The organism is Maribacter sp. UH1, assembly GCF_056839145.1.
In genome coordinates, this window is sequence record NZ_CM166387.1 from 3,458,672 (window position 1) to 3,480,935 (window position 22,264).

20 protein-coding genes are annotated in these 22,264 nt (G+C 34.1%); 1 reads left to right on the forward strand and 19 read right to left on the reverse strand.

Going from position 1 to position 22,264, the window contains the following annotated elements; translation table 11 throughout:
• Position 1: 1 nt before the first annotated feature.
• The 19 genes from UH1x_RS14995 to UH1x_RS15085 all read right to left on the reverse strand — a co-directional run bounded on the left by UH1x_RS14995 (position 2) and on the right by UH1x_RS15085 (position 15,052).
• Positions 2-859, reverse strand: a complete 858-nt coding sequence (locus UH1x_RS14995) for a hypothetical protein (protein WP_482622665.1) — start codon at positions 857-859, stop codon at positions 2-4.
• Positions 859-1,059, reverse strand: a complete 201-nt coding sequence (locus UH1x_RS15000) for a hypothetical protein (protein WP_299795803.1) — start codon at positions 1,057-1,059, stop codon at positions 859-861. Before UH1x_RS15000 ends, UH1x_RS14995 begins: the two co-directional genes overlap by 1 nt.
• Before the next feature lie 174 nt (positions 1,060-1,233).
• Entirely contained in the window at positions 1,234-1,965 is a 732-nt protein-coding gene (locus UH1x_RS15005; protein ID WP_482622667.1) for a M949_RS01915 family surface polysaccharide biosynthesis protein, read from the reverse strand.
• 44 nt (positions 1,966-2,009) lie between these two features.
• On the reverse strand, positions 2,010-3,095 hold the full coding sequence (locus tag UH1x_RS15010; protein WP_482622669.1) for a hypothetical protein: 1,086 nt from the start codon (positions 3,093-3,095) through the stop codon (positions 2,010-2,012).
• A gap of 28 nt (positions 3,096-3,123) precedes the next feature.
• Complete coding sequence (locus UH1x_RS15015; protein WP_482622671.1) at positions 3,124-3,783, reverse strand: hypothetical protein; 660 nt, start codon at positions 3,781-3,783, stop codon at positions 3,124-3,126.
• A 57-nt stretch (positions 3,784-3,840) separates the two neighbouring features.
• A complete protein-coding gene (locus UH1x_RS15020) occupies positions 3,841-4,104 on the reverse strand; it encodes a hypothetical protein (RefSeq protein ID WP_482622673.1) in 264 nt (87 codons plus the stop codon).
• A 12-nt stretch (positions 4,105-4,116) separates the two neighbouring features.
• Positions 4,117-4,761: a hypothetical protein gene (locus UH1x_RS15025; protein ID WP_482622675.1), complete on the reverse strand. Its 645-nt coding sequence runs from the start codon at positions 4,759-4,761 to the stop codon at positions 4,117-4,119.
• Positions 4,762-4,873: 112 nt separating this feature from the next.
• Positions 4,874-5,320 carry a hypothetical protein gene (locus UH1x_RS15030; RefSeq protein ID WP_482622677.1) on the reverse strand — a complete coding sequence of 149 codons (447 nt, stop codon included), beginning with the start codon at positions 5,318-5,320 and terminating at the stop codon, positions 4,874-4,876.
• Positions 5,321-5,424: 104 nt separating this feature from the next.
• A complete protein-coding gene (locus UH1x_RS15035; protein WP_482622679.1) occupies positions 5,425-6,039 on the reverse strand; it encodes an HD domain-containing protein in 615 nt (204 codons plus the stop codon).
• A 93-nt stretch (positions 6,040-6,132) separates the two neighbouring features.
• A complete protein-coding gene (locus UH1x_RS15040; protein WP_482622681.1) occupies positions 6,133-7,377 on the reverse strand; it encodes a mechanosensitive ion channel family protein in 1,245 nt (414 codons plus the stop codon).
• Positions 7,378-7,451: 74 nt separating this feature from the next.
• Complete coding sequence (locus UH1x_RS15045) at positions 7,452-8,297, reverse strand: universal stress protein (RefSeq protein WP_482622682.1); 846 nt, start codon at positions 8,295-8,297, stop codon at positions 7,452-7,454.
• 57 nt (positions 8,298-8,354) lie between these two features.
• On the reverse strand, positions 8,355-8,747 hold the full coding sequence (locus UH1x_RS15050; protein ID WP_482622684.1) for a hypothetical protein: 393 nt from the start codon (positions 8,745-8,747) through the stop codon (positions 8,355-8,357).
• On the reverse strand, positions 8,744-9,163 hold the full coding sequence (locus tag UH1x_RS15055) for a GreA/GreB family elongation factor (protein WP_482622685.1): 420 nt from the start codon (positions 9,161-9,163) through the stop codon (positions 8,744-8,746). Before UH1x_RS15055 ends, UH1x_RS15050 begins: the two co-directional genes overlap by 4 nt.
• A gap of 171 nt (positions 9,164-9,334) precedes the next feature.
• Positions 9,335-10,624, reverse strand: a complete 1,290-nt coding sequence (locus tag UH1x_RS15060; protein WP_482622687.1) for a Glu/Leu/Phe/Val family dehydrogenase — start codon at positions 10,622-10,624, stop codon at positions 9,335-9,337.
• Positions 10,625-10,853: 229 nt separating this feature from the next.
• Entirely contained in the window at positions 10,854-11,480 is a 627-nt protein-coding gene (locus UH1x_RS15065; protein WP_482622689.1) for an MCP four helix bundle domain-containing protein, read from the reverse strand.
• 129 nt (positions 11,481-11,609) lie between these two features.
• Positions 11,610-11,969: a hypothetical protein gene (locus UH1x_RS15070; protein WP_482622690.1), complete on the reverse strand. Its 360-nt coding sequence runs from the start codon at positions 11,967-11,969 to the stop codon at positions 11,610-11,612.
• Between the two features lie 17 nt (positions 11,970-11,986).
• On the reverse strand, positions 11,987-12,433 hold the full coding sequence (locus UH1x_RS15075) for a GreA/GreB family elongation factor (RefSeq protein WP_482622692.1): 447 nt from the start codon (positions 12,431-12,433) through the stop codon (positions 11,987-11,989).
• 202 nt (positions 12,434-12,635) lie between these two features.
• Entirely contained in the window at positions 12,636-13,961 is a 1,326-nt protein-coding gene (locus UH1x_RS15080) for a sigma-54-dependent transcriptional regulator (RefSeq protein ID WP_482622694.1), read from the reverse strand.
• A gap of 2 nt (positions 13,962-13,963) precedes the next feature.
• Complete coding sequence (locus tag UH1x_RS15085) at positions 13,964-15,052, reverse strand: sensor histidine kinase (RefSeq protein ID WP_482622696.1); 1,089 nt, start codon at positions 15,050-15,052, stop codon at positions 13,964-13,966.
• Between the two features lie 1,128 nt (positions 15,053-16,180).
• Here UH1x_RS15085 and UH1x_RS15090 point away from each other — a divergent pair.
• Positions 16,181-22,246 (forward strand): T9SS type B sorting domain-containing protein, encoded by a 6,066-nt coding sequence (locus tag UH1x_RS15090; RefSeq protein ID WP_482622697.1) that lies wholly within the window; start codon positions 16,181-16,183, stop codon positions 22,244-22,246.
• Positions 22,247-22,264: the final 18 nt, after the last annotated feature.

Below are 22,264 nucleotides of genomic sequence, written 5' to 3' on the forward strand. Positions count from 1 at the left end.
TTTAATTGTTATTTAAATCGCTCCTCTTTTTATTATCATAGAAAAAGAGATTCATTTTTACACTTACATCGTGTTCAATCGTTTCTTGGTATTCTGGCAAAAAGGTGGCTCTTTCTGTAAAATAATTAGTCCAGAATGCATTTTCTTTAATTTCCCAGTTATCATAGGCTTTTGCCAATGGGGCTTTATCATCACCTTTATTTAAACTGCGAAAACTTTGACAATGCGCTTTGGCTACATTTTTTTCATCCCACTCTTTCAATACTTTGTGTTTCGCTATATTATCAACAACCCAACGTATTTCTGTAATTTTATCGCTAGGTATAAAGGTGTTTACCGTATTGCAATACCCACAACCTACATAATGCGATCTAAATATGTCTTTTTTCACTTCTAGCTTACCACTGCATTGCGAGCAATGAAAATCTTCATTTAATAATTGAATAGCATGGTTGTAAAACTCTTGAGCAATTTTACCTTCTAGTTCAATTTCAAAACGTTTTATTCTTCTGCTAAAAGAATATGATAATTCTGAGCCCTTTTGGTCTTGATCAATAATATCCCATCGTTCAACATAATCTAACATTTGGGGTTGTACTTTATCATCGAACGTTTTCTCTATTTTATCGCCTAAAGCTTCTAGCTGAGATTTAATTCCGCTCCATGCAGTCATGTTTGCAGACATGTCATAGTTATTTGCTTCTAAATTGTCTAATATGGCTTCTTCGGCATGTACTAACGACTCTGTAAAGCGCTTCTCCATTTTTGCTAAAAATGTATCCCACTTTTCAACCAAGGCAAGGTATTCTGGCTGGTTTTTTCTTTCTTCTTTGCTTTCTTTTTTAGAGAATCCAAACATTATATATCGGTTTTAATCTCGTTGTCTATATCCATAAACTTAAAGTCACAATAATCGCAAGTTGTTAAATTGGTGTCTTTAGGTCTTGCAGCGCCACAATTACTACATTTCCGAGAACTGGTCTCAGAAGTAGTATTCGTTCCCCAATCCTTTTGGGTTTCGTTGGCGTTTTTTACAATTTTTTTAAATGGATTTGACATATCTGTATAAATATATCGTATTGATATGCCTGTTATTATACCGAATTGACAAACGTTGTAGTTTAGTTTGTATTCGATACTTTTGATAGCTATAAGTGGAACAATAGAAGAGTGTTGCCGATATTTATACTGGTATTGTAATTGGTTATTATATGTGATTATAATACTTTAACTCTAGTAGTATTTTCCTTCTTCACATTTATTTCTATTCCAATGTTGTTTTAGAAAAGCATTAAAACTTGGCTTTTGTTCTAAATTTGAACTGGCTTCAAATTCGCCGCCATAGGCATCTTCATTACCGCACATAAGCATGGTTTCGCCTCTAAAGGCATATTTTGTATTTTCTTCGAACATGATTATTTTCATGGTACCAGGATCCATTCCTCCACGGCACATAGATACGTAAGGCATAGCTATTTCAGTAATGCCGTCATGGTCCAAATCTGTAATGGTGGTTGCTTTTGGTGCAAAGCCTATAAACCAATCTACCCCAAAACATTCTATATAATCATATACCCGCCATTGCCTCTTGTACTCTTGTTGAGTATTGCTTTTTACAAATAAATAAGCATATAATTCAGCTTTGTCTTGAAGCATGTAATCTGTACTATCCTTTTCATAGTCCATCCAAGTGAAATTGCCCGTTAACGTTTGTATTAGAATATTTTCACCATTGGCATCTTTCCATTTTAGCGCTTCCACAACGGTGCCTTTAAAATCCAATGATTTTGGAATTTCATTATAGTTAAGGCTATCAATTTTTATTTCTTGGCTTGAGTTCTCCTTATCCCAAATGCCCAACCAAATATCTGGTTCTAATGTTCTAAATTTTTCTTTGTTCTCTTCGCTTTGTGCATAAGTGAAATTAGAAACTATTAGGAATACTATGATTATTATATTTTTCATTTTTGGTTCTTGTAGGTGAATTTGTTCTGTTGAACTCTAATTCTTTACTCCATTCTATTTAATTCTGTAGCTCCTGCTATTGCTCCAATCGATTCAAAAACTTCATCTTGGTCTTGAGCAGCTGTCCAACCCATTTTTGATAGTTCAGTTCTAACTTGTTGCTCTGTTTTTTCTTTTACAAAATGATAGTAGGCAAAATCAATAACCTCTGTAGGCACTCTTTTAAGCTGATAAGTTGTTAAACCAGAAACAAATCTCAAAAGACCCACGTAATAGGTAATTACTAATTGAACGATCCAACTTATAACTAAACCGATCCAACCTGTATTTGTATTTTTAATGGTTAAACCAGCATCAAATCTTACTTGTAAAAAATCCCAAAAACTAAAGGCTTCAAAGTTATTTTCATTCAATATTATTTGATACTGAAAGTATTGATTGGATACGTAGGTAACCACTATCATTGTTATAAGTAAGTAGTGTAAATGATCATAAAATGTATAATTGCTTAATTTGATGAGTTGCGTAAGTACATAGCCTAGAATAATTGCGACAACAACCTCAAAAATACCAATGATGTATATGCCTTTGACAGATAGAAAAGCAACGACAAAGCCAACTATGAGCGCTGTAATTAAACCGCCAACAACGGGAATCCAAATTTGAGGTGCTTTTCTACTTTTAGGCTTTGGTAAATTTTCTGGTATTACGTAGTCCTCCCAATTGTTTGCTTTTTCAATTTCCTTTTCAAGTTCGGCTAATGTTTCATGGTCAAACTCTTTCTCAGTTTGTTGAAATGCATGAATGAATAATTTTACTCTTTTTGAGTTTCTTCCGTTATCCCACATTTCGTTGCCTAGAGAAACACTTTTAACGTTTAATTTGCCGTTTTTAAATGAGACATTAATTTTTTCGGTCCAGCGGTTCCAATCTCCTTTTCGTTTCGCTTCGGCATTTCTATCATCATGGTAAACAATATCCCACCCTAACTTTTCAAAAGTTTTATTGACGACATTTATAATGACTGTTTTATTCAAATCGGTTTTTATTTCCTCTTCAAATTTGGGAGACCAACTAAAACTGTGCTTTTTCTTAATTGACTGCTCGTATTGCTTAAGATTTTCGTTCATTTAATTGGCAGTATGGTGTTCGTACTTCTTATTCCGTAATTATTTTGCTGTAAATATTCCCTTTCCAGTATAACTGTTTATTTGTTTCTAAAGTATTTACAAATTCAAAATCGAACACGGCTTTTATAATTCCGTTTTCAAATAAAGGTATGTCAATTTTAATAGTTCCGCTTTTTAAAGGGAAAGTATGTACACCTAAATCTCTTATGCTGTTGAAATAAACTAAAGCAGTACAAGAATCATTTTTTAGTTCTAACATTAAATTACTATGTGTAGATACGTTGCTTTGAGATTCTCCTTTTATAGTTCCATTCTTTAGTTTCTTGAAATCCATAAAATCTGAACCTGAATATTCATACATTTTATTTTCTGACTTTAATGATTGGTATATGTGAGTAGTATCTATTAGCTTATAAAATGCTTTTAATGAATCTTTATAAATTTTACCGGTAATATCTTTCATTCGGTCAATTGCTACAGGGCAGCTGCCGTCACAACTTAATTGACCATGACTGTTTTTATAAACTCCTTCTTTATAACTCCAATTTTCTTTAAAAGAAAAGTCTCCTTTTAAATCTGTCGTCCATTCAATTTCAATGCATGGGTTAGTAATCGTCTTCTTGTCTATTGTTTTGCAAGAGATTGTAGTTATAATAAGTAAAAATGTAATTAAGATTTTGTTTTTCATTTAAGCTTTTAACATTGGACTATGAAGAGTAGGGGAGTAATGAAGCTTATATTTGTTTTAGATATTTCGCTCTTTCAAAATCGTTTCTAATTTTTTGTTTTTATTAGAATTGCTGACTATTCTATAAATAAAATAAACAGGAAATAGTAATGGAATAAAAACGGTATAATTTTTCCCGTAAATTGAAGAAACAATTCCTATAGCAATTATACTGGCAAGAAACCCGATTACAAATGCATTAATAATTTTAGATTTTTTCAGATTCTTTTTGTCAATTATTAATTCTTCATCTGATAGTTCACATAGATTCTTTGTATTCATAACTATTGCGTTTTACTGCTTTTGACTATTATTAATTGCTGTAGTTTTATGTAGAAAAAGTTTATTCACTTTTGGCTGAATAATCCATATACCAATGAAATAGAACCATAAGAGGAAAAATTCTCCGGCAAAATCTCCAAACACTACTTTTCGTTTTAATTCGGTAGTTTTAATTGTTTTAGCCACAAAATACATGGAGTAAAATATACAGAACATGGAGAATAGGTGAAGTAATGAAATAATAAGCAAAGGCCAACCGATGAATGAGAAACTATTAGTTCCTGTTCCAGAAAATAGTCCGCCTATAAAAAGCATTATGGATATAATGTAGATAAGAGGAATGAAGAATAAAATTTTAAATTTTTCAACCTTCATTTTAATTTCTGAAGGAATTTTTTTTTGAAGTCCGATTGCGATAGACCAAAACCAACCGAAGAATATAACAACGAATAAAATCATTACATATGGGAAATAGTCAAAATAAATGATGTTGTCGTTTAGAACTTCAGTTTTGCCAACTCCACTATCTGATATTGAATTTGGATAAGAACGTGGTCCAAATAATTGAGATATAGTGAATAGTTGATAGGCCAAGGGAATACCAAATATTAAAATGAATAGTTGCCAATGTTTTGCTTTTAAAAAGAATTTAATCATATGTTTTTTCTACTTGAATGTCATTATACAATAATGAGGTTTATGTTACAACTTTTAAAGTTTTAACTAAGATTGAAATTTAAATGAAATTTTATATTTTCTAATCTTTATTTTATTTAATAACATACAATTTAATTGACTTCTTTTTGTATTGAAATAAAATGAAATCTGCCTTTTTCTCAGTTATGAAATTGATATCATCTTTGGTAACAACATAACTAACTTTTGTCATCCATCGATTTGAAACATTTGAATAATCTGATTCAATTTCTGTTATATCAGAATCTAGAATCATTTCATTGTTATCGCCAATAAAAGATAATTTTGCACCTTTAAATGTTTTAATATTTTCTCTACTTAAAATGGTGGATTCTAGAAATTCAAATCCAGCTAATTCCTGAAATTCTATATATAATTGACCATCTTTAGATTCAGCAATCTTTTCTCCAGATATATTTTTAATTAAGTTTTCAGTGTAGGTATCAACATGGTTTCTTTCTAAAGCTCTTATATTGCCAAAAGCACCAAGTACTTTATCAATTTTTCTAAAAATGCTCATATTTTAATATTGGTTGGTTTTTTCAATTCTATTTTTAATAATACTGACTAAAGATTAGTATCTGCGCCTTATAATTTACAAAGGCAGATCCCATTTTTCTTTTATCATAACGAATCTAGTTCTCGTTGTAAGTTCTGTTTAGCTTGTGTTTCAAACTTATTGTAAAAAAAGTCGGTTTTAAAAATTCTGTCCATCGACAAAAAATGATTGAGAACTTTTTTACGCCCAGGATTATATATGAATGCGGGATAGATAGCATATTCCTTTCTAACATTTTTGTAGTATAGAGCGTATGTTTCCCAACTTTTACCTAATACGGAAAGGTCGGCATCTGTAAAATAGTTAGTGTCGCTGTCTATTGATTTATGGTGCGATTTGGTAGCTAAAATTTGCTCTTTGCATTGTTCAATAATGTTGCTAGAAACCGAAATTTCCTTCATACGTTTTTCAGCGAGTTCAGCACTTTTTTCTTCGTTGTCTGATTTTGTAGCATTGTAGATTATGTCGTGGTAATAAAGTGTAAATAATATGGTTTCCCAGTTTTTTATTTCTTCCTTTACAATAGTTAATTGAGAATATAAATTATCAAGATGCTGTAATGTATGATAATGTCTTTTTTTGCCTGTATAGTTTTTCTCAATTTCTGACCACAATATATTTGTCAAACGATTATCGTCTGTATATTTTGACAGAAGTTTTGTGAATGTTTCTTTAAGCATGATTATCTGTTTATAGCGACCAATGCAAGTATGCACAACAGCATAAATACCCAAGAAAGATACAATTTTCAGTTAAGGTTAATACACCAAATCTTATGAAGTAGCTACTGGTACCGGTATTTCATACACCTGTAAATGGAAATAGGGTAGGGCAGACAATAGGTGGTCAAAGATATCTGCCATTACATACTCGTAATTCTCCCAACGTTTGTCAGAGCTAAAAGCATACACCTCTAACGGAATACCTTGCGGTGTGGGTGCTAATTGGCGCACCATTAAAGTCATACCTTTATTTACTGCAGAATGGTTTTGGAGGTAATCGTTTACATATTTTCTAAAAACCCCAATATTGGTTAAGTTTCTACCATTTATTGCAAGGTCCTTGTTGATATTGTTTTCTGTGTTGTAGGTATTGATCTGTTCTGCTCGAGTATTTAAATACGGCTGAATTAATTGAATTTTTTGAAATTCTTCAACATCGGTATCAGACAGAAAACGAATGCTTTTTTGGCTAATAATCAAGGCACGTTTCATTCGTCTTCCACCAGATTCTTGCATTCCTCGCCAGTTTTTAAAAGAATCTGATATTAATGCATAAGTTGGTATAGTTGTAATGGTATTATCAAAATTTTGGACTTTTACAGTGGCAAGTGATATTTCGACCACATTACCATCGGCACCGAATTTATCAAAACTGATCCAGTCCCCAATCCGAACCATATCATTGATGCTCACTTGTATACTTGCCACAAGACCAAGAATAGAATCTTTAAAAATTAACAATATAACTGCAGAACCGGCTCCTAGAGCAGTAAAAAACTTCCAAACCTGTATTTCTGTTATTATAGCGAATATGGTAAAAATACCTACGACCCATGCAAAAATCATGAATACCTGTATATAACTATCCATTGGTTTATCTCTAAACCTTGATTTGGTCTTTAAATAATCATTTATACTTCGAAATATATTTTTTACTAGGTATAGGGCAAGAATTACAAAAAGTACATTTAAAAATTTTAGGACTATTTGTGCGGCATAATCAAAACCTATAAAGCCAAAGGGTACAAGTTCTACTAAAATGCTTAAGGGAATAATATGGGCTACATATCTTGGTACTCTATTAGCTACCAGAAAATTATCAAAATTTGTTTTGGATTTTTGCGCTAGTTTAAGTGAGATTGATCGTAACACTTTCCAGATGATAAGATCTAAGAAATATGCCAATACCAATGCTGAAACCAATAAAATAGCAAGGTTTAAATACGCAGCACCTTTTTCGCTTAGTCCCGTTTCTACAAGATAATTATATAGTATTCTATGAAAATCGTCGTCCATTGTTCCTATTCATTATAATCATACAAATGTACGATTTGCAATAACCAGAAACGACCAATATGTTGTAAAATAGCCTATTTTGCATGCAGTGCCAATACGGGCACATTTGTATAATAGCCTAATTTTCTTAATGATAACCTACCAAATCCTAGTCGTTCCCAAAACGATGGTTTTCTATCTATATAACTAATCATGTTAGATTGCCTAATCTCTACGAAACAGCTTAGGGCAATAGCCATATTTGAATTTCGTAAGGAATTAAACTTATGCGCTACGTCTTTAAGCTGTTTACGAATAAATACTTTATTTCTTTTTTGATTAAAGGTTAATTTATGGGGAGCTGTTAGACTTAATACTTGTATGCAAGCATTACTTAATTTGGCAATATCTACCAGGTATTTTATTTCAGATACTTTAATTTTTGTATTGAAATTGGTACTTAAAACAATTTCTTTTGGGTAATTAAAATCAAGTTTGGTAGGCACTATCAAAATTGGACATTTTCTTATCTGTTTTAATATACCTAGGGTCTGTTTACCATATGTTTCCCCTATTTGGTTCGTCATGCCCTTGGCACCCATTACTATCATTTTAAAACGGTGTTCTTTATTCAGGTTTTTTATGGCGTTTGAAAGTAGCGTAGATTCAGATACTACATGAAACTGGTGATTTTTATTCTTTAGTTGTGATAACCGCACCAGTATATCGCCCAAATCTTTTCTTGACCTTAATTCGGACATTTTATCAAAGGCTTCATCTGGATCTAGTAATGTTAAACTGTCTAAACCATAGGTTTCTTTAGAATAGGTATGCAAAATATAAAATGAGCATTTTTTATTTTCAAATAATTTAATGGCGTACTGTATAGCATTCCATGAGTTTTTTGAAAAATCTGTTGGTAATAATATTCTATTTTCCATTACGGTATATTTTAGAGGTTTGGTGGGTTTGGTTTACAATGGTAGTTTCTAATTCATTTAACTTTTTGCTTGTATTAATATTTGTGACAATACTTTTAGTTTTAGGTTTCTGTAATTTTGAATCAGCGATAGGTAGCCATCTCTTTTCTTTTCATGGTGATTAAGATAATAGGCGTCGCAGGCGATAGTATCACATTCAATTGCTTTACTTACGGTATTGTCATATTTGTATAGTGCTGCTAGCATTAATGCATTTTCCCTACGAATATGGTGTAGCTCTTGGTATAATTTTGAGCTTTGTATGATGCTATCTTCAATGTCCAAATAGAATTCGATTTCCTTATTTAGAAACTCTAGTTCATCTGTCCAGTTGTTAATTTCCAGCTTATCCTTCTTTACCATTATTCTTTTGTCAGATTCATGCGGATAAAAATGTTTGGATGTAATCATAATACCATATTTATATTCATATGCTGATTTTCTTGTTCTACTTTTTCAATTGTTAGCTTTTGTTCTCCGGATGGAAACTCCCAAGTAATGGAATCTCCTTCGCTGTAGCCAATAACCGCTGCACCCATTGGGGTGAGTATAGATATTTTATCATTCTTTATATCACTGTCCGTTGGCATTACCAGCTTGAACTTTTTTTGCCAACCGTTTTCAGATACGATGGTAACTGTTGTATTGAACCGTATAACATCATCGTACATGTCTGATGCATCGCAAACGGTGGCAGTTTCTAATTCTCCTGCCAATTTTTGGACAGATTTACGTAGCGTATCATCTTTGTAATAACCCGATAGGTTCATAAACCTTTTAAGTACCACGTATTCTTTCTTTTCTATAACTAGATTGCCGTACTTCATTTTCTCCTATTTTATTCAGATATAATATTAAAAGTATTGTTCATTGCCATTTTAAGCGCAGCCGAGAACATTGGCTAGCTTATTTCAAATAATTTCGACCACGCCCAATGTGGCAGTATTAACTACATATTTCTTAAAATCATCATCATTATTTAAATACTGTTTTATTGATCATGGAAAAATACCACGTTGTACGTACGCCTCTTCTAATCGTTCAATAGCGATTACAAAGGCTGCGGTACGCATGTCTACTTTTCTCTTTTTCGATGTTTCTAGAACGGTGGTAAAAGATTCTTTCATTTTCTTTTCCAGCTTTTCCATGACCTCGTCTAAAGACCATATTTCGCCATTTCGGTTCTGTAACCACTCAAAGTAGCTGCCAATTACACCGCCAGAATTGCAAAGAATATCTGGAATGATGTCGATGCCTTTTTTCAATAGAATTTCTTCAGCATCTACATCTGTAGGTCCGTTGGCACCTTCGGCAATTAAATAAGCTTTTATCTTGTTGGCATTTTTGGGCGTAATCTGGTTACCTAATGCCGCAGGTATACATATATCACAGTCTAAGGAAAAGAAATCTTTGCTATTGATCGTTCTTGCCTTTGCATAGCCAAGAATGCTGCCTTTATTGCCCTTAGCGTATGCTAATAACTGATCTACATCTATACCTTCTTCATTTGCTATACTACCATAGGCATCTTGTGCCGCGGTTAAAATGGCACCTTCGTTAACCAAGAAATAGGCTGCCCAATACCCAACATTACCAAAACCTTGTACTATAAATTTTTTGTCCTTTAAATCTACATTATGACTTTCTGCCCAAAATTTAATGGTAAGAAATACTCCATATCCCGTAGCTCTATCACGACCTTTTGAACCACCCGCACCAATAGGTTTACCTGTAACTACGTGCATATTGGTAGACCGTTCTGCAGGAGATTTGGTAGACATATAGGTGTCTAGAATCCAAGCCATAGTCTGCGGATTGGTATTTACATCTGGTGCAGGAATATCTAATTCCGGACCAATATTATCTCCTAATGCGTAAGTGAACCTTCTGGTTATACGTTCTAATTCGGAATTTGAATACTTGTTCGGGTCTAGTTGAATTCCACCCTTTGCACCGCCATACGGTAAACCTGCCAAAGAGGTTTTCCAAGTCATCCACATTGCCAATGCTTTTGCTGCATCAATATCAACGGTAGGATGATAACGTAAGCCGCCCTTATACGGTCCCAGCGCATTGTTATGCTGAACACGGTAACCGGTAAATATTTCAACCTCACCATTATCCATCCGTACGGGAAAATGTACAACGATCTCATTATTGGTCACCTCAAGAATTTTTCTAATATTGGCGTTTAGGTCAATAATATCTGCGGCATTATCAAATTGTCGCATTACATTGTCTAGCATGCCTTGTTTAGGCGCTTTTTTAGATGCTACTTTTGCTATCATTCTATTTAGTTTAAGACTAATTTTTTATTTAATTCATTACTAGACATTTCGTTAGATACTACCAAAACGGGTTCGTTAGTGATATCTAGAAAATGAAAATATTCGCTGCACGCATAAATGCTATTTTTATTTATTGTTAAAGAACAATGTGTAGCGTGGGTGCATGTTGAGCATATGCTCCGCATATAATTTTTCATCGAGCTCATATTAAGATGTATTTGATTGTCCCTTAATCTAGGACGGATTCTTTAGTTTTTATGGGATAAAAAATTAATGCCAACAAGGCAACACCAATACATATTAAAAAGCCTAGCGATAATTTAGAAAGTAGTAAGTTGCTTTCTAAAGCTTTGTTAGAAAGCTGGGTCATTTGCTTGCTTTCTTCTAATTGTATTGTAGCCAGTACATCTAATTTTTCATCTATTTTTTTTAGAGTTTGTAGTGAGAGTAAAGCAACCCCATTGCTAAGATTATTTTGGGATTGTAAAACCTTGTTTTCAAATATTTTAAGTTTATGGAACTGAGAAGTCAATTCGTTCAGTGCACTATATTCTTTAGTAGTTAGTTCTGTTAGCGCAAAATCTGAAAGTAATTTTTCTGCTTTTTCATTTTCATTTGCTACTGCGGTAAAATTATCTTCAGTAATGAAACGTAGTCTTTTTATATGGAAAATATTGTTTAATTGATAAATGTAATCTTGAACTTTAACCCTATTATCATACACAGAATTTACGGTGTTTTGTAACGTAGAAAAATGTCTGTGATATAATCTATTAGAACCCAACACCAATAAAAATGCAATAGCCAATATAAAGCCAGCATGTAATCTTTGTGATGTTCTTAGTTTTGTAAACATGAGTTTAGTTCTAGGGTTATGAATAAATTTGAAAATGCTACTTTGAAAAGAAATCCACTTGGTTGATTCTTAATAAATCAGCCAACTTATTTATAGAAGCCAAGTGGATTATCAACCAACTAAAAAAAATTATAGTGCTTGTAATTCACCCGATGTAATGGCGTCTTTATAGTCAACAGTTACTACTGTATGGCTATTAAAAAAGCGACCACCATCATTACGTTTTATTTTAATTTGTGTTGTACCGTCTTTTAACTCCTTAACGGCTGTTACTACAACTTCTTCGCCATGAGCCCGCCTATAATTGGCTATGCCACCGCGTTTAATAATGAAGTTTTCTCTTGGGAAATCTATGTGTTTGTATTTATTTGATTCAGGTTTTCCTATTTCAAAAATATCACCAACATTTACCTCTGTTTGTACAGTGGTGTTGTTTTGTGCGTTTAATAGACTTACTGAAAATAATAGGGTAATTGCGTATTTTAACATAACTGAGTGATTTAGAGTTAATAAATTGTTTCTTTTTTGGTCTTTAGCTCTTCAGTAGTGCTTTTGTTGGCTGAATTTGGTTGGTTTACTTTTATTATTTTTAATGATATAAGGTCTCCTGGTAATCCGTATGAGATTTTATCTTCTACCGCGCGTCCAATAACCGATGCACCTAAGCTGCTGATTACAGAAATTTTATTGTTCTTAACGTCTACTTCGTCAGGTGATACGATCTGAAACGTTTGCCGTATACCAGATGCACCGGTAACTTTTAGAATAGAGTTTAATGTGATAATATCGAACGGAATATCTTCTACATTTAAACACATAGCGATATTCATATTTTGAATTAGAATTTCTAACACATTTTTATGTGCATAGTCTTCTATAGTAATATTGTTTTCTAGATGTTCTTTAATTATCAAGAATTCACTTTGTTCAAAAACGAGACTGCCGTATTTCATCTGTTGCTTTTAATGATTGTACTGACTATTTATAATAGTTTGCTATACATTGTCTATAAAGCAATTGATATGCCTGTAAATAATTTGAAAATCAAATTATTTTATAATAAATTGACTTTCAAATAGTTATAAATTAAAATAATTTTGATGAATTTTTTGTAAGTGGGGTATAATTACCCGATTGGGGAGAAATTACCCGGTGTTACTTTAATTTTTCACGCAGGGTTTTGCGATCTATTTGAAGAATTTCAGCAGCTTTGGTCTTGTTGCCGTTGGTGTGAGTTAATACGCGTTGTATATATTCTTTTTCCATAACACGTAACGGGCGTAATTCGTTTTCTGGAAAATCAATTTGGTACTTTAAAAATTCAGGAAGATCCTTTACTTCAATACTACCATCTGTCATGATAACGGCCCTTTGAATAATATTTTCTAATTCCCTAATATTTCCAGGCCAATTATATCGCTCAAGTATTTGCAATGCTTCCGGAGAAATACGAAGTAAACGGTCTTTAAATTCTATACCGTATTTACGCAAAAACTTATCGGTCAATATGCTTATATCGGATTTACGCTCGCGTAGGGGAGGCACATTGATTTCTACAACGGTTAATCTGTAATATAGATCTTCTCTAAACCTGTTGCTTTTTATCTCTTCTCGTAGATTAGCATTGGTAGCCGCAATAATTCTAATATCGACTTTTTCAACCTTTTGTGAACCTACTCTGGTAATTTCTTTCTCTTGTAGTGCACGGAGTAATTTTGCTTGCACGGCTAATGAGGCTGTACCGATCTCATCTAAAAATAAAGTTCCTCCTTCAGCCGCCTGAAAAAAACCGTTTCTATTTTCGTTGGCACCTGTAAACGCACCTTTAATGTATCCGAATAGTTCAGCCTCTTGTAGGTTTTCCGGTATGGCTGAGCAGTTAACGGCAATAAATGGCTCTCTAGAAAATTTGCCTGAATAGTGAATTGCTCTGGCAACTAATTCTTTTCCCGTTCCACTTTCACCAGTCACAATTACTGTTGCTTTATTATCTTTTACACGTTCAATGATATTGGTAACTTTTTTAAAAGCTTCAGATGCGCCAACCATATCTGAATATATATTCTCGCCAGATTTCAGCTGAATGCTTTTTACCTGTTTACGTTTTGCATTTTGAGCCAATGCTTTTTCAATCGCCTCTTTTAACTCAGCTTTGGTGAAGGGTTTGGTCAAATAATCTATGGCTCCAGATTTTATGACCTCTAAAGTTCCTTCTACAGAGGGGTAACCGGTAACTACCAATTTAGGAATCTCAGGATAATGCTCATTAGCAAACTTTAATAATTGGAGTCCGTCTATTTCGGGCATTTGTATATCGGTAATGAGCAGGTCAATAAAAGTATCTTTTAATATAAATAAAGCTTCTTTCACTGAAACGGCTTTATAGGTATGGTAGTCCATAGACTTCAGGTGCCTTTGTAAAAGCTCTAAAATGTCTATGTCATCATCTACTATAAGAATGTTCTCTTTGCGCAAATCCATAATTACAATTTAGGAAAGTCAATGGTAAATATAGTCCCTTTAGGTGTATTTGGCTTGTGTTCTATTTTACCTTTGTGGCTGGTAATAATACCATGTACAACACTTAGTCCTAAGCCAGAACCTTCTCCAATAGGTTTAGAAGTGAAAAAAGGCTCAAATACCTTGTCTTCTAATTGGGTCGGTATACCTTTTCCTTCATCAGTAATTTCAATACTGACATGACTTGCTGTTTCTAAAACATGTATGGTAATAGTACTACCATTGGGAGAATAGTAGATAGCATTCATAATCAGATTAAACATTACTTGTGTCAATTGCACAGTATCTGCCCTTAGTTCAATGTCATCATTATCAAAATATGTAGAAAGCTTTAGATTTTTAGGTCGTAAAGAGGGTTCAAGCAATTTTATAACACTGGTTATTATTGGGTTCAGTTTTACCATCTTCATTTCCTGTGGCATTTCACAAGCAAAGAACATCAGTTTTTTCACTATTTCTCGGCTAAAAATAGCACTATCCATTATTTTTTCAAGGTCTCTAACGGTCTCTTTATCCGTAATCTTATCAGTCAATAATTCAGCAAAACCAAGAATATTTGCTAGGGGTGTATTTAGTTCATGGGCTATGCCTGCGGTAATTTCACCTAGAATATGCAAACGATCTGTGCGCTCCATCTTTCTTTTGGTAATGGCTTCACTATCACGAATTTGTTTACGTTCAATAAGGTTACCAATAGCTAAGGCCACGTTATTCAATAAGGTCTGTTCTTCAATCAAAAAATCGTCAAGAGTATATTTGTTTGAAGGGTAGCCAACAAAAACTTCGCCTTCTATTTTATTGAAGACCTTGATCTTGGAAACTAAGGTGACCATACCGTCTTTATAATCATCGGTCTGTACTTGGTATTCGCCTGTTTTTAAATAGACTTCTGTAACATTTTCAAACTGCCAGGCTCTTTTAAGACAATAGGCGATAGCTTCAAGAGAAGCTTCTAATTGGTCATAATCAGAATTAACAATTATAGAGGTAACCTCATAAAGGCAGGTAAGTTCTTTTACACGTTCTTTTAATTTATCCTCCGCTGTATTCATAGCAATTACAATTCTAACCTAAAGTTCTACAATATTTAGGAAGTTAAAAAATATGCATTGTTTAAATTTATTTTTAACAGCGGAAGTATATCTTAAAATTTAAAATTGGGCAGTTGTTAATTAATTAAAATTCTGATCTATTTTAGGGTTATGGGTAGATGATTTTTTGTAGGAATAAAATTAATGGTTTTTCTCCATCGTTAAAATAAATTTTATGCAGTTATACTGGTTTACCAATTAGCGATCCGCCTGAATTTAACACTTGCTAACAAGATTTATGGTTTTGTTAACAGTGATTTTTTATCACTTAAATAGGTCTATTATTATTGATTTTTATTCAAAATTTAGTTCTGAACTAGCTTGAATTGTAATTACCTCTTGAAAGTATTGAATTTATTGACTTTATCGGTAAAATGCCATTTTATCTTATTTTTTCACCTACAAAATATGGTATTTCACAAACAACTTCTTTCATTTCACAACAAAAAATATAAGCGATTTAAACTCCAATCTAGCTTTGTAATAGTAATAAACGCAGTGTAGTATTTGGATTACTTTTTTTGTAATCTAGGTGTTTTTAAGAGTTTAAACGGTAAATAAACGCCTTAATATGAAAAAATGTAACTTTTTCATTAAAAGTGTTTCTAAACAAAAAAGGAATGGATTTTAATTCAACAAAACAATGAACTATTTAAAAAAGTGCTTATCACTATTTTCTATGCGAAAAGGTACATTTTGCAATCTTAAATAAGATATTCTAGATATTTAACCAAATAGAAACCAAATTTGAAATTAACATTCTAATCAAAAGTTCTTTGCATAGTCAAAATAAATAAAATCAAATAAACTTCTGGAGTTTAACCTGCGGTAAGTCACTATTTAAATTGTTTAAAGGAGTATGAAAAGATTTTACGCTTATAACCAAGCGGGTAAAAGATGAAAATAAAAAACGCGAACAATGAAGAATTTATCAAAATTCTTAAAAGAAAAACCCATTGCTTTCCTTAGCCTAGAGACAAACTTAGGAGTGGTGTCTATTTGGAAATATAATTCTATAAAATATATAAAGCATTTTGTCGAATCTTTTAATCATACGGCTCATGCTAGTTATCTAAACGCCTCTCTTTTATGAAAAAGTACTTATATTTTTTAAGATATTTTAAACCAACCCAATTGATACAGAGTATATTTTATCCTGTACAAATTTCTATTTTACAAGAAGATAAATTAACAACTTCAACTATGAAAAATTCTACTTTTTTGTTAAAAACCCTGTTTAGCTTTTCGCTGATTTTGGTTTTTGTTTCAATACAAAATGTTAGTGCTCAAGACAGTGATAATGACACTGTTTTAGACATAAATGATTTAGATGATGACAATGATGGTATTCCTGACCTAGAGGAAGGTCTTTTGTGTATTACCTCTACTGATTTAAATTCACCAGGATATGCGACAAATACAGATTTCTCAACAAGTCCAACAAGTCCAGTTGTTCTTAATGATTTAGATAACGGAACATTTAATTTTTCCGCAGCCGTTTCTGGTTCTGCAACTTGGGCTAACGGTATTCAAATACAAAACAATGCTCAAATAGGTGACTTTCTTTATGGTCAACCACAAAACACAAACAATAGTGCTTCAGCAGATGTTGTTACCTACACGTTTGACTTTCCTACCCCAGTTAAAAACTTCTCTTTTATAACAGGTGGTTTAAATAATAATGATCAGGTGACTATAACTGCATTCAATGGTGGTACACCTATAACTATTACTGCTGATAACTTCAGTGGTTTAGATAATGGTGTTTTTGTTTCTGGAAATACAGTTCAAGGTACGGTTTTCGACAATTCATTTGATCCCTTAATCAACGTGTTTTCCACTTTTATTCCGGGTACTATTGATCAATTAGTTATCACTTCAGGTAAGGCAGATGGTGTTAGTGCTCAAGTAACAGTAGGTTTTTACGCATTTGGATATTGTATAGCAGATCCAACAGCTGATTTTGACGGTGATGGTGTTCCCAATTCTTTAGATTTAGACTCTGATAATGATGGTATTTTAGACATTATAGAGGCTGGTGGTTCTGATTCAAATAATGATGGTGAGGTTGATTATAATACATCAGGTGATGCTACAACCTTAAATGATAGTAACATGAATGGTTTAGATGATTCTTTAGAAACGACTCCACTATCTTTGACGAATAGTGATTCTTTAGGAGCACCTAATTATTTAGATATTGATGCTGATGATGATGGAATTCCTGATAATATAGAAGCACAAACAACGTCAGGCTATACAGCTCCTAGTGGAGTGGGGACTGCTATGACCGATGCAAATATGAATGGAGTAGATGACAATTATGAAGCACCTGGTTCAATTGGTCTTACACCTGTAAATACAGATGCTACTTTTCCTAATTCAGATATTATTCCTGATTATATAGATGACGATTCTGATGGTGATGGCTTAAATGATATATTAGAAAATGGTGATATATATAGTTCTATTCTTGGGGTTGATGCTGATGTTGATGGTCTTGATGATGCCTTCGATGATATAGATGACAGCGCAATTACGGGTAATACCGTTAATGATGGAATAAATCCACCAAATGCTTCTAATCTTGGTGATGAAAATTCAACTGGCGATCTTGATTACAGAGATAATGATATAATAGATGTTGATGCTGATACAGATGGTGATGGTATACCAGACTCTTCGGATTTAGATGATGATAATGATGGAATTTTAGATACAGAGGAACTTGCTTGCGGAAATGGAACGGATAGTATTTCTGCTGATGCTGTTAATAATTTGGATAGAAGCGCCTTACATGACGGAACGGAAACACCACAGATATTAACACAAGCATTTGATATCCCAGGTTGTGCTGCAGGTACAGACGTAATTAATTATACGATAACGGCAATGCCTTCTCAACTGGCATCGAATACCACTAATATTTGTAACGACATTGATTCCTTTAAGGGTTTCTCAAACGCAAATGGAGAAAATATAGCTATTGACAAATTGGACGGTTGTGATGGGGGTATTCGTTATAGAATAGAATTTACAAGTGGTCCTGAAATATTAAATCTTAGTAGTATAATGCATGGAAATCTAGCGTCAGATGAAGCTATTGTAATAACATCTACTGTGCCGTTAACAGGAACAACCTATAAAAGACCTACGGCAACAGCTGCTAATTCAGGTACCAATGGTGGTCCTAATGTTAATGGAAATGGAACTACCAGTGTTGGTTTTGATAATGTTAGTGGTGGCTATGGTGGAAATCTAAATATATGGGAAGTAAATTCTAATGGGGTTGCTGTAAATTGGGTAGAAATTGATTACTACAGAAGTTCAGGTTCAACATCAAACTCTTATGAAGCTTTTACTTTGTTCCACCAAATCCCTTGTGATACGGATTGTGATGGTATTCCTAATCAATTGGATTTAGATTCAGACAATGATGGTATTCCAGATATTAAGGAAGCAGGTGGTATAGATGTAGATGGTGATGGCGAAGTTGATGGTTTTTTTGATGTAGATGATAACGGTGTTGCCGATAGTGTTGATACTACTCCTTTACCAGATGAAGATTCAGATAATGATGGTATAAAAGATCGTTTAGACTTAGATTCAGATAATGATGGTATTCCAGATGTAATTGAAGCTGGTGGTCCAGATACGAATGGTGATGGTATTATAGATACTTTCGCTACAGATACAGATAATGATGGTTTAGCAGACAGCGTTGACCCAGTTGATGCTACTACACCAGGTACACCTCTTGAAAACCCTGATACAGATAATGATGGGTTAGATGATAGAATAGATCTAGATTCTGATAATGACGGTATACCAGATGTAACAGAAGCAGGTGGTACGGATGCAAATAGCGATGGTGTTATAGATACTTTTGCTACAGATACAGATAGTGATGGTTTAGCAGATAGTGTAGATCCAGTGGGACCCGCAACACCTGGTGTTCCATTAGATAATCCTGATACTGATACTGACGGTTTTGATAATCGAAGGGATACCGATTCTGATAACGATGGTATACCAGATGTAGTTGAAGCTGGCGGTATAGACCCAGATAACGATGGTGTAATTGGAACAGGACCCATTAGTGATGCAGACGGTGACGGATTATCGGATATTGTAGATACTGATGATAATACAACCATAGCAGTTACCGATGGTTCAGGCACAGCTTTGCCAATTGATAATTTTGATGTGGATGCAAATCCCAACCACTTGGATATAGATTCGGATAATGATGGTATTCTAGACCTTGTAGAAAACGATACAGGAGCATTAGATACTAATAATGACGGTGTAATTGATAGCGATGACGATGGCTTTTTAGATGCAAATGATAATGGTCAAGCAGATGCTACAGAAGGCACAGAAACAATTAATACAGATACTACAGGTGGCGCAAACTATTTAGATATCGATGCTGATGATGACGGTATTCCGGATAACGTGGAAGCACAACCTACTGATGCGTATACCGTACCAGCAGATGCTTTTGACTTAACAGGATTGGATACCAATTACCCAGGCGGAATTGAGCCAGAAGATACGGACTTAGATGGCACACCAGATTATCTGGATTTAGATTCTGATGGTGACACCATAAGTGATGAGTTAGAGGCTGGACAAGGAACTCTTGTAGATCCTTTGGCAGATGCTGATAATGACGGATTGAACGATGCTTTTGATGATACACTAGGTATTAATGTAAACAATGATTTGGATACAGGAGCAATTGCTACTGATAACGTAGATGATGCAGATGTAGCTGAGGTTGATTTTAGGTCAATGTTAGATCATGACCAAGATGGTATTCCAGATACAGTAGATCTTGATGATGATAACGATGGTATCTCAGATTTAGATGAAGCTAACGGAATCGACCCAAGTGCGGATGATGATAACGATGGTGTTCCAAACCATTCCGATGACAATCCTAACGATCCATTAATTGGTGATGTAAACGGAACAACTGAACCAGCGTTCGATTTTGACGGTGATGGTATTCCAAATCACTTTGATATTGATGCGGATAATGATGGTATCGTAGATGTTGTGGAAGCTGGTAACGGTGACCTTGATACAAATAATGATGGTGTTATTGATGGTCTTGATACTGGTTTCGCTGATACTGATGATAACGGTCAGGCTGATGATTCAGAAGGAACGACTCCACCAAATACCGATGGTACAGGTGAAGCTAATTTCTTGGATATCGATACGGATGATGATGGTATTCCAGATAACGTAGAAGCGCAACCTACTGATGCGTATATCGTACCAGCAGATGCTTTTGACGCAACCGGATTGGATACGAACTACCCAGGCGGATTGGTTCCAGAAGATACGGATATGGATGGTATTCCTGATTACTTGGATGCAGATTCTGATAATGATGGTGCTCCAGATGTAGAAGAAGCTGGTCAAGGAACTTTAATAGACCCTATGGCAGATGCAGATTCAGATGGTCTTAACGATGCCTTTGATGATACGCCAGGTTTAGATGTTAACAATGATCTAGATACTGGTGCAATCGCAACGGATAACGAAAATGATGCCGATTTAACTCAGGTAGATTTTAGAGATATCCTAGATTTTGATCAAGATGGTATTCCTGATACAATTGATTTGGATGACGATAATGATGGTATCTCAGATTTAGATGAAGCCAATGGAATCGACCCAAGTGCAGATGATGACAACGATGGTGTTCCAAACCATTCCGATGATAATCCTAACGATCCATTAATTGGCGATGTAAACGGAACAACGGAACCAGCGTTTGATTTTGACGGTGACGGTATTCCTAACCACTTTGATTTAGATGGTGACAATGATGGCATTTTTGATGTATATGAAGCTGGTAATGATGCTTTGGATACGAACAATGATGGTGTTATTGACAGTAATGATGATGGATTTGCCGATACTGATGGTAACGGTCAAGCAGATGGTTCAGAAGGAACGATACCTCCAAATACAGATGGTGCAGGTAATGCAGATTTCTTGGATATCGATGCCGATGATGATGGTATTCCAGATAACGTAGAGGCACAACCAACGTCAGGTTATGTTGCTCCTGCAGATGTTTTTGATGTTAACGGTGTAGATACAAACTACCCTAACGGATTAAGACCTGAAGATACAGACGGTGATTTAATACCTGATTATTTAGATGCAGATTCTGATAATGATGGTACTACTGATGTCTTAGAAGCTGGTCAAGGAACTTTAGTAGATGCTATGGCAGATGCCGATAATGATGGCTTGAACAATGCGTTTGATGATACGCCAGGTCTTGATGTAAACAATGATTTAGATACGGGTGCCGATGGTACGGATAACGATGATGATTCAACAACACCAGAAGTTGACTTTAGAGAAATAGGTGATAGTGCTAGCGATAGTGATGGCGATGGTGTTCTTGATACGCAAGAAATAGCAGACGGTACAGACCCTGATAATCCATGTGATTTTGTAATCGAAAATGCAACCTTAGATTTCTCAGGTGATTACTTAGTAGCAGATTGTGATGGCGATGGTGTAATTAATGAGCAAGAGCTTGAAGATGATACCAACCCGGAAGACCCTTGTGATTTTGATGAAGGTAGTATTACCGTTGAACAAAGTGGTGATTATTTGATTTCTGATTGTGATGAAGATGGATTAACGTTATCTGAAGAAGATGCGATAGGTACAGATACTAACAATGCGGATACCGATGGAGATACTATTTTGGATGGACAAGAAGTTGAGGATGGTACAGATCCATTAGATCCATGTGATTCTATAGGCGGTGTTCCAAGTTTAGATGCTGGTTGTAATGCAGAAGTTGTAGATACGGGTATTTCAGTTTTCAACGAAGTCATTACTCCGGATAATGATGGAGTCAATGATTTCTTTAGAATAGAAAATATTGAATCCTTCCCTAATAATAAGGTTCAGATATATAACCGTTGGGGTGTAATAGTGTATGAAATGATAGGCTATGACAATGTTACCAATACCTTCCAAGGTGTATCTAATGGTAGAGCTACCATTAGTGAAGATTCAGAGTTACCAGTGGGTGTCTATTTCTATGTAATTAAATACGAGAATGACGGAGATAATTTAGATAAAGCCGGTTATTTATATATCAACAGATAAAAATTCCCAAAAAATATA

What these genes read in the sequence shown, in the direction of transcription:
- UH1x_RS14995 (WP_482622665.1), bottom strand. Translation starts at nt 859, where the DNA reads ATGTTTGGATTCTCTAAAAAAGAAAGCAAAGAAGAAAGAAAAAACCAG.
- UH1x_RS15000 (WP_299795803.1), bottom strand. Translation starts at nt 1,059, where the DNA reads ATGTCAAATCCATTTAAAAAAATTGTAAAAAACGCCAACGAAACCCAA.
- UH1x_RS15005 (WP_482622667.1), bottom strand. Translation starts at nt 1,965, where the DNA reads ATGAAAAATATAATAATCATAGTATTCCTAATAGTTTCTAATTTCACT.
- UH1x_RS15010 (WP_482622669.1), bottom strand. Translation starts at nt 3,095, where the DNA reads ATGAACGAAAATCTTAAGCAATACGAGCAGTCAATTAAGAAAAAGCAC.
- UH1x_RS15015 (WP_482622671.1), bottom strand. Translation starts at nt 3,783, where the DNA reads ATGAAAAACAAAATCTTAATTACATTTTTACTTATTATAACTACAATC.
- UH1x_RS15020 (WP_482622673.1), bottom strand. Translation starts at nt 4,104, where the DNA reads ATGAATACAAAGAATCTATGTGAACTATCAGATGAAGAATTAATAATT.
- UH1x_RS15025 (WP_482622675.1), bottom strand. Translation starts at nt 4,761, where the DNA reads ATGATTAAATTCTTTTTAAAAGCAAAACATTGGCAACTATTCATTTTA.
- UH1x_RS15030 (WP_482622677.1), bottom strand. Translation starts at nt 5,320, where the DNA reads ATGAGCATTTTTAGAAAAATTGATAAAGTACTTGGTGCTTTTGGCAAT.
- UH1x_RS15035 (WP_482622679.1), bottom strand. Translation starts at nt 6,039, where the DNA reads ATGCTTAAAGAAACATTCACAAAACTTCTGTCAAAATATACAGACGAT.
- UH1x_RS15040 (WP_482622681.1), bottom strand. Translation starts at nt 7,377, where the DNA reads ATGGACGACGATTTTCATAGAATACTATATAATTATCTTGTAGAAACG.
- UH1x_RS15045 (WP_482622682.1), bottom strand. Translation starts at nt 8,297, where the DNA reads ATGGAAAATAGAATATTATTACCAACAGATTTTTCAAAAAACTCATGG.
- UH1x_RS15050 (WP_482622684.1), bottom strand. Translation starts at nt 8,747, where the DNA reads ATGATTACATCCAAACATTTTTATCCGCATGAATCTGACAAAAGAATA.
- UH1x_RS15055 (WP_482622685.1), bottom strand. Translation starts at nt 9,163, where the DNA reads ATGAAGTACGGCAATCTAGTTATAGAAAAGAAAGAATACGTGGTACTT.
- UH1x_RS15060 (WP_482622687.1), bottom strand. Translation starts at nt 10,624, where the DNA reads ATGATAGCAAAAGTAGCATCTAAAAAAGCGCCTAAACAAGGCATGCTA.
- UH1x_RS15065 (WP_482622689.1), bottom strand. Translation starts at nt 11,480, where the DNA reads ATGTTTACAAAACTAAGAACATCACAAAGATTACATGCTGGCTTTATA.
- UH1x_RS15070 (WP_482622690.1), bottom strand. Translation starts at nt 11,969, where the DNA reads ATGTTAAAATACGCAATTACCCTATTATTTTCAGTAAGTCTATTAAAC.
- UH1x_RS15075 (WP_482622692.1), bottom strand. Translation starts at nt 12,433, where the DNA reads ATGAAATACGGCAGTCTCGTTTTTGAACAAAGTGAATTCTTGATAATT.
- UH1x_RS15080 (WP_482622694.1), bottom strand. Translation starts at nt 13,961, where the DNA reads ATGGATTTGCGCAAAGAGAACATTCTTATAGTAGATGATGACATAGAC.
- UH1x_RS15085 (WP_482622696.1), bottom strand. Translation starts at nt 15,052, where the DNA reads ATGAATACAGCGGAGGATAAATTAAAAGAACGTGTAAAAGAACTTACC.
- UH1x_RS15090 (WP_482622697.1), top strand. Translation starts at nt 16,181, where the DNA reads ATGAAAAAGTACTTATATTTTTTAAGATATTTTAAACCAACCCAATTG.